Here is a 12,410-nt window from a genome sequence, read left to right on the forward strand (position 1 = left end):
TTCGTGGGCCGGGTGGTTAGCCCACTTGCCCGGAAATCTCCGGGTAGCTTTGGGCATAGATCTCTTTGACGATCCTGAGTGACTTTTCGGCTTCCGCCGGGCTGATCCAGAACGGCGCAGGATCCCCGAGCTTGGCGTAGAAGTCCTTGATGAGGAGCTCGTGCGATACGCCCCAATATGCGCGCCCGCCCGATTCCAAGTCACGCTCCGGGATGGTTTCCACGGTGCCGTCGGCGTAGCTGACAACAAGGTCGCCCCTGAGCCTGAGGGTGGCCTTTTCGGTCACGATGTCCAGCGTCACAGGTGCGTTGCTTGCGTTGGCCAGGGTGGCGTAGAAGACGCTGGTAGCACCGTTGGAGTGCCCGGCCATGAATTCCGCCGTGTCCTCCACCTCGATCACGCCGCCCAGGGAGCGGGTGGAGGCGTGACCCTCGACCTTGGTAACGTCACCTACCAACCACTGGAGCAGGTCTACCGTGTGGATGGCCTGGTTCATCATGAGGCCACCGCCCCCTTCAGCCCAGGTGCCGCGCCACGGCCTGTCACGGTAATACTCGGCCGTCCGGTGCCACATCACGGTTGCCGAGGCGCCGAGAACCTGGCCCAGTCCGCCGTCGTCGAGCAGTCTCCGCATGGCCTGCGACGTCGCGTTGTAGCGGTTCTGGAAACACACTGCGATCTTCGCCGTGCTCCGTTCCGCCGCCTCGACCAGCCGCCGACCCTCTTCGAGAGTGTGGGCGAGCGGCTTCTCGACAATCACGCTAACCCCGCGCTCAAGGCAGTCCGCAGCCAGTGAGGCATGCAGGTGGTGCGGAGTGCAGACATGCACGACGTCGGGCCTCACCGCATCGAGCATCTTCAGGTAGTCCGCGTACCCCGCCACGCCGTAGGCGTCCGTTGCCGCCTGGAGGCGTCCGGCGTCGGTGTCACAGACTGCCACCAGTTCAACGTCGTCCATCTTGGCGATCGCTCCGAAGTGCACGCTCGATACATCGCCGCAACCGATGACTGCTGCTGTAGGCATTCTTCTCCCTCGAAAGATGTTTTCCTTTGAACCTACAGGCCCTCAGGCGAGGGCAACACCGTTCTTGGCTGCGAGTGCCGCAAACGCGCGCGCGGCGGCGCCGAAGGCGACGGGCCCGGAGAATCCGCCAAGTTCGTGGGCGCTTGCAAGATGCGGTTCAAGGGATGCAAAGCCGGCAAAGCCGTCGGCCTGGAGCGCGGCGATGGTAGCGTCCAGTTCGCCGTCGCCTTCACCGGCAGGCACCACCTCACCTGTACCGGCGACTGCATCCTTGACCTGGAAGTACACGAGGTAGGGGCGCAGTACGGCATAAGCCTCCGTGTACGGCTTGACGCCCACCTGGACAAAATTGGCACTGTCCCACGCGACGCGCAGGGCGGGTGAATCGACGGTCTCCATGATGTCCACGACTCGCTCGGGCGTGTCGCCGTATATGCCCTTTTCGTTTTCGTGCAGGAGTACGACGCCGGACGCGGCCGCTTCGTTCGTGAGTGCGGTCAGGCGCTCCATCACTGAGTCGCGGATGTCTTCGTGGCTCTGCCCTTCGGCCCGGTAGAAGGAGAAGATGCGGATGTATTTGGTGTCGAGGCCCTTGGCCACCGAAATGATTTGCCGCAGCCGGGCGAGCTCGTGCTCCACGGGAACACTGACGTCGATCTTGCCGATGGGACTCGCGACCGCGGAAACCTTCAGGCCCTTCCCGTCCAGGATGGCCTTGAGCCGCTCGACTGCTTCCGGCGCGAGTTCAGAGACATTGGTGCCCCATGCGCTGCGCACTTCGATATGGCTGGCACCGAGGGCCAGCAGCACGGCGGCCTGGACCGCAGGATCGGGATCTACTTCGTCGCCGAAACCGGACAGGCTCCACACGGCATTGGTTTCAGTCACGAAAATCTCCTTTGGATCCGTTCGCCCGCACGGCGGCATATGGCGCCAAGTGGTAGTTCACGGGCATGCGTTCACCTCGAGTCTAGCCAGCTTGGCACTCGATTGACAACCGATTGCCAAATATTGGCAACTTGTGATTTCGATTGGCGAAGACCGGGCCGTTACCGTCATAGGGGTACGTCGTGGCGCCTCCCGGCCGCGCGGAGCAGCCCCCGCCCCTGGAGCCGGCCCAGCAGAGTTCGTCGGCGGCGTTGTGGGCGTTGTAGACCGGGAGTCGCCGTCGTCCCCATCTCCTCATACGTCATTCTCAATGACGGTTCGGCCTGCTACTCCGGAGGGCCAACCGCCGCCTACGGATAACCAATCACGGCGAAAAGAATGCAGGGAAGCGAAAGCTTCCCTGCATTCTTTTTTCCGGCGAATTTTCAGTTAGCGGAAAAATGATCCAGAGCGCTATCAAATAGCTCGGGCTCAGCGTACGTCGCGAAGTCTATTTCGATTGTGTGGGGGGAAAGCACTCGCGAAACAGGGCTCTCGTAAGGCAAGACGAGAATATTTGTCAGTCCCCTTTTCCAGGCACGTTTCAAGGCGTCAAAGCTCTTCCGTTCGGGTTGTTCGTCCAGCGGGTCGATATGGAAGCTTCGCAGCCCGGCGCGCCAAATTTCAAAGTCTTCTTCCGGGAACAGGTCACCGTGGAGCACATCGTACCAAATAGGCGGCGCAGCGATCTTTTCGGTGAACTTCTCAATCCCTTGTGTGCTCTTCAAATCTTCCAACTCAAAAAGCCAGGACCTCAGCTCAGACCAGTGTCCGCTCCAATCCTTTGCGAAGGCGGATCTCTGGGCGTCAGTGATCTGAACAGGAGCCGGAGATGGGCCAAGCCCGGGGATATCCTCAGATGCATCGAGACGCCAAGCATCACGTGCATACAAAAGCCTCAGCAGTTCCGGATTGTGCAGGTCTACTGCGATCCGCATTTCTGTCGGCCATGTACTACCTTTGCCGGGCTCTGCCTTCCACATGCCAACACAGTAACCCAGAGCACGATGTGCCATGCCACGGTTTTCGCTATTTTCCGGTGTAGTGGTTGCCATGCCGACTAAAAGCCCATCGGCAAGACCCAGCAGCACGGCTTCCACACCAACCGCCGACAAACGTAGATCCCGGAGCGCCCGGGTTCCGGCGGCCCGCCGCGTCTTTTCTGTGGACGGCTGGGCGCCAGCGGAGGAGCGCCGACCGGCTAGAAATCGGCTCGACTGGTTTGTTTCGCAAGAGCAGTGCCCCTAGCGTCTCAAACACGGACAGGGGACCTATCATGACTGATCAAATAGAGCGCAGCTCCGCCAAGCTCTGGAATCGCGACTTCAGCACACTGTGGTGGAGCGAAGCCGTATCGATCTTCGGAAGCCAGCTCACCCTGTTCGCGATTCCCATCGTGGCGCTCCAGATCCTTGACTCTTCCGCCTCGGACGTCGCGTGGATCAACACGTCAGCAGGACTGGGAACCGTGGTCTTTCTCGGACTGCTTGGACCCTGGACCGACAAGGCGCAGGACGCGGTTCATGTCCCTGATGTCGGGACTTCGAGCACTGGTCCTCAGCGCGATGTCGGATGCGCTCACTTACCTGGTGTCAGCGCTGGCGGTTGGCCGGATCCGGGAAGAGCGACAGGCGCCACCGGAGACTTTCACTTTCAGGGGATATTTCTTGTCGCTGGGTTCAGGATTCGCAATTCTCGTACGGGATCGCGTGATGTGGCCAGTCACCTTGTCGATTGCCCATTTCAACCTATTCACCACGGCGATCCAGTCGGTCTATGTCACACATGCACTGCGGACTGGATCCATGACGCCAGCCGAGATCGGAATCGCTGGAGCTATCGGTGGAATCATCGGCCTGCTCTCCATGATGGCCGCACCCTGGGTCTGGGACAGCTTTCAGCCTGTCCGGGCACTCATGGCAACCTTCATGCTCCCAGCTCTCGCAGGCCTCGGCATGCTTTTACTCACGCCCGGACAAGATGTCGCGAACGTACTTCTCCTCGGGCTTTCGCTCGGTTTCTGGGCGTCTTGCGTGATGGTCAACATCACCGGAACCGAAACACTCAAACAGCTTCTTATTCCCCACGAAGCCCTCGGAAGATTCTCATCCGCCAGCAGGGTCCTCACGTGGGGTATCGACCCGATCGGCGCTGCTCTGGCCGGTGTTCTGGCCCTGTTCCTTCCGACCGGTGCCGTACTCGCCGCGGCGAGCTCCGGCGTCGTGATTTCGGCTTGCTGGATTGCCGCCTCCGGTGCCGTTCGAGAATTGCCGCTCCTATCCGCGATCGGCAAGGGCTCGGACTGAGCCGTCGTCAGGCCGGCGCTCCCTCCGTCTGGGCAGTGATCGGGGCAGCTATGTCTTCCAGCGACCGTCTTGCGGCCTCAACTCCGAACACGATCTCGACGACGCCGGCGGCGACCATCAGCACGGCGCCGATGACATAGCCGAAGGCCACGGACTGGATTCCCTCTCCAACGAACCTACCGAACAGGATGGGGCCGATGATGCCACCCAGTCCGGTGCCCACGGCGTAAAAGAACGCGATGGCCATGGCCCGAGTCTCCATTGGGAAGATTTCGCTCACTGTCAGATACGCAGAGCTGGCGCCGGCGGAAGCGAAGAAGAAGATCACCATCCAGCAGGCGGTGAGCCAGAAAGCATCAAGCGCTCCGCTGGCGAAGACGAATGCCGTGACGGCAAGCAGGACACCTGACGCGATGTAAGTGCCGGAGATCATCGTGCGGCGCCCGACGCTGTCGAAGAAGCGGCCCAAGACGAGCGGGCCAAGGAAATTACCGACGGCGATCGGAACCAGCGTCCATGGGGCAAGGTCGCTGGGGACGTTCAGCAATTTTGTCAGCACAAGCGCGTAAGTGAAGAAAACTGCGTTGTAGAGAAACGCCTGGCCAATGAAGAGCGACAGGCCCAGGACGACCCGCTTTGGGTAGCGCTGGACCGCCGTCTTGATGATGACACCGAAGCCGATTGATTTGCGCTGACGGACCTTGAGCGTCTCGTGGACATCAGACAGCTTCTCCCCCGTGGCCTCCTCCACGTCGTCCTCGATCTTGCGGACGAGCTGATCCGCCTCTTTGTCCCGCCCGTGGATGAACATCCAACGGGGCGATTCGGGCACGTTGCGCCGCACGAGCAGGATCAGCAGGCCGAGAAAGGCTCCCAGCCCGAATGCGAGACGCCACCCGATGCCGGGCGCGAAGAAGGCTGGATTGAGCAGTAGAACCGAGAGAGAGGCGCCGAAGGCGGTCCCCAGCCAGAAAGAGCCGTTGATGGCCAAATCCACGATGCCGCGACGTGCGGCCGGGATGAGCTCGTCTATCGCCGAATTGATCGCAGCGTATTCCCCGCCAATGCCCGCTCCGGTGAAGAAGCGGCAAATGAAGAACCACATCGGGTTGAGGGAGAACGCCGTGGCTACGGTGGCAAGCAGATACAGCCCGAGGGTGAGCAGGAAGAGCTTCTTTCTCCCGAACCTGTCCGTGAGATGCCCAAAAACGAGGGCCCCGACGCAGGCGCCGGATACATAGACCGCGGCGGCCACGCCGATGTCCGCCGTGGACATGCCAAGACCGCCATTCGGCTGCGTGAGGCTGTCACCGATCGCCCCAACGATGGTGACCTCGAGTCCGTCCAGGATCCAGACGGTGCCGAGACCGATGACGATCATCCAATGCCATCTGGACCAAGGGAGGCGATCCATTCGGCCGGGGATGTTCGTTTCGATGACGTCGCGTGTTGCACCTCTCACTGCTGACATGACCCTCCTCCTTGAGTAGATCATCAGTATGCTTTGTATATGCCGTTGACGGAAGCATTTCCGGCGCTGGCCGCCAAGAGAGCCGCTGCGATTCGCTATGGCACAGAGGCCCACGTGCTGCCAAGATGGGCACCATGGACCCTCTTGACATGGCGACACCCCCTCTGGCCGAACCGGTTGTGCTGGTTGTCATGGGCGTTTCGGGCTCCGGCAAGTCCACGGTTGCCGCTCTCTTGGCGGGTCGGCTCGGCTGGGCCTTCGAGGAAGGCGATGCCTTGCATCCCCAAACAAACATCGACAAGATGGCTGCGGGACATCCGCTCACGGATGAGGACAGATATCCCTGGCTGGAGAAGGTCGCCGAGTGGGTCGACCGGAGGCTGGATCAGGGGGAAAACGGCGTCATCACTTGTTCGGCGCTCAAACGGTCATACAGAAACATCATCAATCGCCGGGGTTCAGGCGTCGTCTTCGTTTTTCTGTCCGGGACGCCCGAGACCATCAGCGCACGGCTTGCCGAACGCCACGGCCATTTCATGCCCGCCAGTATGTTGGGGAGTCAGTTCGCGGACCTTGAGGAACTGTCCCCGGGTGAGCCGGGAATCCGGATCGACGTTGGCCCGGCTCCAGGTGTGATTGCCCAACAAATCATGGACAAGTTCGGCCTGCGGCCGAGCGGAACAGGACGAGAACCATGAACGGAATCTCCATCCTCAGCAGGCCTCTTGCCGGGGTCGCCACGGACGCCACCACTGACGCGATGCATCAACCGTGGACCGGCCATGACACACAAGTACTTGTGGTGGCGGCCATTGGCATCGCGATAGTCGTGTTGCTGATCGTCTGGGCAAAGATGCACGCTTTCCTGGCTTTGAGCATCGGGGCCCTCTTCGTCGGCATCGCCTCAGGTATCGCCTTGGACAAGGTGACCACTTCCTACGAAAACGGCGTCGGCGGCGTGCTGGGGTACGTCGGTGTGCTCATCGCTTTGGGAGCTATGCTGGGCAAGCTGTTGGCCGATTCCGGCGGCGCGGACAAGATCGTGGACACGCTTCTCCATGGTCGGCCCGCAACGCTGCCTTGGAAGATGGCTCTCATCGCCGGCATCATCGGCATCCCCATGTTCTTCGAGATCGGGCTCGTGCTACTCATTCCCGTGGTGATGCTCGCTGTGCACCGCTCCAAGGGCCCGGCAATGCGTCTTGGCATTCCGGCTCTGGCCGGCTTGTCGGTGCTCCACGGGTTCATCCCGCCGCATCCGGGCCCGTTGGCCGCGATCGGCATCCTGCACGCCAATGTCGGTGTGACTCTTGCCTTTGGCCTGCTAATAGCCATTCCGACCGTGATCATCGCAGGTCCCCTCTTTGGCCGTCTCGCCGCACGGATCGTGCCGATCGGAGCCGCAGGCGCTGGCCTCGCCGTTACCGTTGGAGCCGGCGAGAACGCCGAGACGGCCAGATCGCAAGGCCCCGGCGCGAAAGCCGCCAGTTCACACGGCGACGCGCCGGTAGGCAAGGCGCAGGATCCGCAAGCAACGCGCAGCCCGTCCTTTGCTTGGACCTTGGTGACCCTGTTGTCGCCGTTGGTGCTCATGCTGATCAAAGCCGGGGCAGACATTTGGATGGACAAGAGCGCCGCGCTCCGTCCTTTCCTGGACTTCATTGGCGATCCGGTCTTTGCCCTGCTCGTGGCCGTGCTTCTGGCAATGGTGACATTCGGTACACGGGTCGGCTTCTCGGCCTCCATCCTGACGAAGAAGATCGGCGAGAGCCTGTTGCCGATTGTCGGGGTCATGCTTATCGTCGGCGCCGGGGGCGGCTTCAAGCAGGTACTCGTCGACGGCGGTACCGGAACCGCGATCGCCAAGATCGCGGTAGCTGCCAGCCTGTCGGCCCTGGTGCTGGGCTGGATCATCGCAGTGCTGATTCGCCTCGCCACTGGCTCCGCGACTGTTGCCACAGTGACAGCCGCTGGCATCATCGCGCCGCTGGCAACCGGCTTGTCGCCGGCTCAGCTAGCGCTGGTAGTGCTCGCCATCGGTGCAGGATCGCTGTTCTTCTCCCATGTCAACGATGCGGGCTTCTGGCTGGTCAAGGAATACTTCGGACTAACAGTAGGCCAGACGATCAAGACCTGGTCGGTTATGGAAACCATAATTTCCGTGGTGGGATTCGGATTCACCCTGCTGCTATCGGTTTTCGTCTAGCCAGGACGAGCCCTAGAGGGCGGCACGCGCCTCGTCGGCGCTCAGAAGCCTTCCACCCAGCCCGCCATTCTGGTGAAGGTCGCCCCGCATCAGCTCGAGCCTGCCGGCCGCCCCGATTCCCCCGGCCTTGACCGGATCGAAACCAGCTGCGCTAATGAGCCTTTCCACCGTTTCGGCCGCCGCGTCGTCGTCGGTTGCGTAAAACAGAACGGCCCGCCCGGATGGCCGGTTGGCTGCCGAACCCAGCGCGTCGGCACCTAACGTACCGAAGGCCTTCACGAAATGCGCGCCGTCAGGGAGCAGGCCTGCCACGATCGAGGCTGCTGATTGGCCCTCCGGCAGCGTAGTGGTGTAGCCCCCCTGGCCGTCAGGGCCGATCGGGTTGGTCGGGTCGATTACCACCTTGCCGACCAGCGCCTCCGACAATTGGGAGATGAGTTCCTTCTCAGTGTCCAGCCATACGGCCATCAGGACGGCATCAGCTTGTGACACGGCCTCGGCGACGCTCGCCGATCTAGCCAATGCACCCAGCTCAGCGGCCAACGATTCAGCATGGGATTGATCGCGGGCCGCCAAGACGACCGGCTCGCCGCCCTGAACAAGATGGCGGGCGACGCTGGACCCGACGTTGCCGATTCCGATAATTGCAGTTGTCACGTCAACCTCCGGATGATGGTGGTGGAGAGTCTGCCCTCTTCCGATAGTACGCGTGGCGCTAGTTGCCAACCATAGGCTGTTTATCAGCGCCCGGACTGGAACCAAAGACGATCAGCTGCAGCCTTATGCCGTCTCCGGGATGTCTGCGGGCCGGACGCTTCGCCGGATAATGCCCAACTGCTCTAGCTGGGCCGACATCCCTGCACCGTCGGGAGAATAGATCCAAGGGATCCCCGGAGTGGGTTGAGCTGCGGACTTCGACCGCCCGCCAGCGAGTACCGCTTCACTGGCGGAGAGCTGGCGGATCGCGATAGCCCTGACGTTCTGCGGATGGCGTTGGGCGAACTCTGCGTAGATGGCCTCGTCGTGCTGTCCGTCGTCGCCAACCAGCAGCCATTTGATGCCCGGGAACTCCGATGCGAGACGTTCCAGGGAGGTCCGCTTGTGCTCCTGGCCGCTGCGGAACCAGCGGTCCGGGGTGGGACCCCAGTCGGTCAGGAGCTTGGGACCGGCGGGATACAAATTTCGGGACAGGAAGCGCGACAGCGTCGGAGCGACGTTCCAAGCGCCCGTCGACAGGTACACCACCGGGGCCGAGGGCACCGTCCTTACGATCCGCTCGTACAGCACAGCCATGCCCGGCGTCGGGGTCCTCGCGTGTTCGTCGAGTACGAACGTGTTCCAGGCGGCTAGGAATGGACGAGGCAGCGCCGTGACCATCACGGTGTCATCAATGTCGGAGACGACGCCGAAGTCTGTGTCGTCCGCGATGATTTGCACCGGGGCTTCCACGATCCTGGATCCGCCGGATTCAATGGTGATTGTGTGCCAGCCGGCGTCGAGGGCTACGGGGATACGCGCGTCGACGACGCCGCCGCGGTCGGCTTCGACGTCATGGACAGTGCCTGCGATCGTCACCCGCACGGCGGCGTGTGCCACGGGCGCACTCGTGAAATTGCGCCAGCCGCGCATGCCGTCCTGCAGCGGTTTGAGCGCACCTGCCTGATCACCACTCCCGCTGTCCCGCGGTTGACTGCGGACAATGCGCGCCAACACCCGCACCCAGGAAGTGGTGCCGTACCCGGTGTACGGGATGACGGTCTCCACCCGACCGCGACGGATCGCGAGGCGCGTCTGGAACCTGAGCCAGCCGTCGTCGAGCCTGAGGGCGAAGTGGCGGCCCGCGCCGCTGGACGGCGTCGGGCCCCCGCTGTCAACGCTGTCGGACAGAGCGAGTGGCTTCACGTAACGGGGGCACATGCGTTCAGTCTGACATGGCAGAAGATGACCGGCGGCATCCGTTCTACAACCCCAAGAGCGGATCCGTGAGCAGCCGATCAAGTGTGCTCCGTCCAAGTGCGCTCATTGTGGGATTCGACTCGGCGTAGTACCAGACGAGCCCGATCGCTTGCTCATATGCCCAGGCGGCACCCCGCCTCCACTCCAGGTCCCCGATCCCGAGATTGATGCGGACAATGTCCCTCTGGCCGAAGTCGAGCATGTGCCATGCGCCAACGAGATCGAGCGCGGGATCGGCAGGACCGAAGCCACCGGTGTCGAGGATGCCCGCGAGGCGACCGTCCCTGAGGATCACATTTCCGGGAATGAGATCCTTGTGGGACATCACATCGTCACCGTGACGAGGCAGCGATCTGAGCGATGCCCAGGCCCGGCGGAGCCGATCCACCGGCAAGAGCCCCTCGCTCTGTTGCAGGCAATGCGCGATCCACCGATCGTGCGCGGCCAACTCCCCGCCGCGGCCTTCGCCGGAGAACGAGCGACCCATTGTGTCCGCCTGCCGAAGGCTCGCGATGAGCGCCGCAAGGTCCACCGCGAAGGATGTCGACGCCGCGACCGAGGCAGGGGTCGCGATCTCGCCGTCGATCCACGTTTGGACAGACCAGGGTAACGGGTACTCTCCGCTTGGCCCACCAATCGCAACAGGCAAAGGGGACGGCACGGTGCTCACTGCGGCGAACTCGCGCATTGCAGAGTGTTCCGCGAGAAGGACTTCGCGGACTTCGCGAACGTCACCGCCTTGCATTGGGAACCTGGCGGCGCACCCTGTTCCCACCCGGTACAGGTAATTGACCGTTCCGGCACTCTCGACCGCGGTCACTTCCGATTCCGAGACCGAAGGAAACAGGCCCCGCACCAGGCGCACGGCTTCAGTTCGTCCGAGGCTGAGCTGGTTCTCATGCATGGTCACCCCCCAAGCCTACGCACGGGCCGTACCAGCCAATCGGCAGGCTTGATAGGCTCCGTCTTGGGCCGTGAAACGAACACTTTGGAGGCTTTCCCATGTCGCGCATCATGCGGTTCGACCACGTCGGTGTCACCGTTCAAGACCTTGACCACGTGACGGCGTTCTTCGTTGGGCTCGGCCTCGAGGTCGAGGGCCGGACCTTCGTGGAGGGCGAATTCATCGACACGGTCATAGCGATCCCCGATTCCCGCACGGAGATCGTCATGTTGCGGACACCGGACGGAGGAACAGGGGTCGAGCTATCCAGCTTCGTCCGGCCGGACCCCGAGCCGGGATCGCCTGCCGCCATGGCCAACGAACTAGGGCTGCGCAGCCTGTCCTTCGAAGTCGACGATCTCCAGGCCCACGTCGACCGGCTTGCCGCCGAGGGATACGGGTTGGTCGGCGGCATCGGCCAGTACGAAGGAGCCTGGCGCATGGCCTACGTGCGAGGTCCAGAGGGAATCATCGTGTCCCTGGCTGAGCGGATCATCTGACGCGAACCGGGCCGCGTCACGCCGAGCGGGTTTTCGGCGCCCCCGACGGACTGCGAGCCCGGGATTCCGGGGTTTCGGAGGAGTCCGGGCGCCAAAAAAGTGCGTGGCGTGACGCAGTTCCAAGAATGGGGAACGAAAAAGGCCCTCCGTCCCAGCGTTTCCGCAGGTCAAAGGGCCTTCCCTGTGGAGCTAAGGAGATTCGAACTCCTGACCTCTTCGATGCGAACGAAGCGCTCTACCAACTGAGCTATAGCCCCTGGTCAACTGAACGTTGCCAGACCCTAGGCTACAAACTTTCTTCGCGCTTCGCCAACCAGGCCTCGAATCTCTCGGTTCCGATTCGCTGCTCCGGAATGAGATTCAGCCCGCTCCGAAGATATTTGCCCATCGCTCCGGGCAGCGGCAGCTCCACGATCCGCCCATGTCCGGTAGATTTTCGCCAGATCCCAGCGAGGTCGCGCATCGTCCGGATCTCCGGCCCTCCGATGGTCCGGACCCGGTGCCGCTCTGGAGACGGCGCCCCGAGCGCCTCCGAAAGCAACTCGGACGCCACATCCGACGGTGAAATCGTTTGAAAGCGTGCGCCCTTGAAGACCGGGATGAGGCGGACTTTCGCCCCGGCCTGGAACACCGCGGCCACGAGGCTGTGGAACTGGGTGGCCCGCACAACCACCGTCTCAAGCGCCGAATTCGCGTAGACCCGTTCTTTATCTGCTTTGGAGACGTAAAAGGCCGCGTTGCTCTGGTCGCAGTTGATGATGGAGAGGAGAACCGCCTTGCGGACGCCGGCATCGGCCGCCGCGGCGAGCAGGCGCGCGCCGCCGTCGGCGAAATTCTTGCGGGCCTTCCCGAACTGCCCTTCCAAGCAATCAATCACGACGTCGGCCCCCTGCAGGGCTTCCGCCAGCCCGCTGCCTGTGGTGACGTCAGCCTGAAAGTAGCGGGCGCCGTCGTGATGGACCGATGACGTACCCGACGGCGGGCGGCGGCTCAGCACCGTCACGCCTAGTCCGGCGTCGAGCGCCAAACGGACGACTTCACGGCCCACCTGTCCGGTGCCACCTGCGACGCAGACAC

General features: G+C 62.6%; 12 protein-coding genes and 1 tRNA gene. 4 read left to right on the forward strand and 9 right to left on the reverse strand.

Going from position 1 to position 12,410, the window contains the following annotated elements; translation table 11 throughout:
- Nucleotides 1-16: 16 nt before the first annotated feature.
- The 3 genes from LFT47_RS15620 to LFT47_RS15630 all read right to left on the reverse strand — a co-directional run bounded on the left by LFT47_RS15620 (nucleotide 17) and on the right by LFT47_RS15630 (nucleotide 3,051).
- Nucleotides 17-1,024 carry a Gfo/Idh/MocA family protein gene (locus LFT47_RS15620; RefSeq protein WP_236812154.1) on the reverse strand — a complete coding sequence of 336 codons (1,008 nt, stop codon included), beginning with the start codon at nucleotides 1,022-1,024 and terminating at the stop codon, nucleotides 17-19.
- Nucleotides 1,025-1,066: 42 nt separating this feature from the next.
- Nucleotides 1,067-1,912, reverse strand: a complete 846-nt coding sequence (locus tag LFT47_RS15625) for a sugar phosphate isomerase/epimerase family protein (protein WP_442863405.1) — start codon at nucleotides 1,910-1,912, stop codon at nucleotides 1,067-1,069.
- A 425-nt stretch (nucleotides 1,913-2,337) separates the two neighbouring features.
- Entirely contained in the window at nucleotides 2,338-3,051 is a 714-nt protein-coding gene (locus tag LFT47_RS15630) for a hypothetical protein (protein WP_236812158.1), read from the reverse strand.
- A gap of 705 nt (nucleotides 3,052-3,756) precedes the next feature.
- On the opposite strand from LFT47_RS15630, the gene LFT47_RS15635 reads away from it, so the two are divergent.
- A complete protein-coding gene (locus LFT47_RS15635) occupies nucleotides 3,757-4,257 on the forward strand; it encodes a hypothetical protein (RefSeq protein ID WP_236812159.1) in 501 nt (166 codons plus the stop codon).
- 7 nt (nucleotides 4,258-4,264) lie between these two features.
- Here the strand turns inward: LFT47_RS15635 and LFT47_RS15640 are convergent, their stop codons facing one another.
- Entirely contained in the window at nucleotides 4,265-5,728 is a 1,464-nt protein-coding gene (locus LFT47_RS15640) for an MFS transporter (RefSeq protein WP_236812161.1), read from the reverse strand.
- 149 nt (nucleotides 5,729-5,877) lie between these two features.
- On the opposite strand from LFT47_RS15640, the gene LFT47_RS15645 reads away from it, so the two are divergent.
- Both LFT47_RS15645 and LFT47_RS15650 read left to right on the forward strand, forming a co-directional pair.
- Complete coding sequence (locus LFT47_RS15645) at nucleotides 5,878-6,426, forward strand: gluconokinase (protein WP_236812163.1); 549 nt, start codon at nucleotides 5,878-5,880, stop codon at nucleotides 6,424-6,426.
- Nucleotides 6,423-7,934 (forward strand): GntT/GntP/DsdX family permease, encoded by a 1,512-nt coding sequence (locus LFT47_RS15650; RefSeq protein ID WP_442863406.1) that lies wholly within the window; start codon nucleotides 6,423-6,425, stop codon nucleotides 7,932-7,934. Before LFT47_RS15645 ends, LFT47_RS15650 begins: the two co-directional genes overlap by 4 nt.
- Nucleotides 7,935-7,946: 12 nt before the next feature.
- Here the strand turns inward: LFT47_RS15650 and LFT47_RS15655 are convergent, their stop codons facing one another.
- From LFT47_RS15655 to LFT47_RS15665, 3 genes are all read right to left on the reverse strand, one after another.
- Entirely contained in the window at nucleotides 7,947-8,591 is a 645-nt protein-coding gene (locus LFT47_RS15655) for an NADPH-dependent F420 reductase (RefSeq protein WP_236812165.1), read from the reverse strand.
- A 123-nt stretch (nucleotides 8,592-8,714) separates the two neighbouring features.
- Complete coding sequence (locus tag LFT47_RS15660) at nucleotides 8,715-9,851, reverse strand: App1 family protein (protein ID WP_236812166.1); 1,137 nt, start codon at nucleotides 9,849-9,851, stop codon at nucleotides 8,715-8,717.
- 43 nt (nucleotides 9,852-9,894) lie between these two features.
- Nucleotides 9,895-10,794 (reverse strand): aminoglycoside phosphotransferase family protein, encoded by a 900-nt coding sequence (locus LFT47_RS15665; protein WP_236818639.1) that lies wholly within the window; start codon nucleotides 10,792-10,794, stop codon nucleotides 9,895-9,897.
- A 98-nt stretch (nucleotides 10,795-10,892) separates the two neighbouring features.
- Between LFT47_RS15665 and LFT47_RS15670 the strand changes: the two genes are divergently transcribed.
- Nucleotides 10,893-11,333 (forward strand): VOC family protein, encoded by a 441-nt coding sequence (locus LFT47_RS15670; protein ID WP_236812167.1) that lies wholly within the window; start codon nucleotides 10,893-10,895, stop codon nucleotides 11,331-11,333.
- Nucleotides 11,334-11,517: 184 nt separating this feature from the next.
- Here the strand turns inward: LFT47_RS15670 and LFT47_RS15675 are convergent.
- Nucleotides 11,518-11,590: transfer RNA gene (locus tag LFT47_RS15675), tRNA-Ala, on the reverse strand.
- 29 nt (nucleotides 11,591-11,619) lie between these two features.
- Nucleotides 11,620-12,381: an SDR family oxidoreductase gene (locus LFT47_RS15680; RefSeq protein WP_236812168.1), complete on the reverse strand. Its 762-nt coding sequence runs from the start codon at nucleotides 12,379-12,381 to the stop codon at nucleotides 11,620-11,622.
- Nucleotides 12,382-12,410 lie beyond the last annotated feature (29 nt).

Source organism: Arthrobacter sp. FW306-2-2C-D06B (assembly GCF_021789175.1).
Taxonomy (GTDB): domain Bacteria; phylum Actinomycetota; class Actinomycetes; order Actinomycetales; family Micrococcaceae; genus Arthrobacter.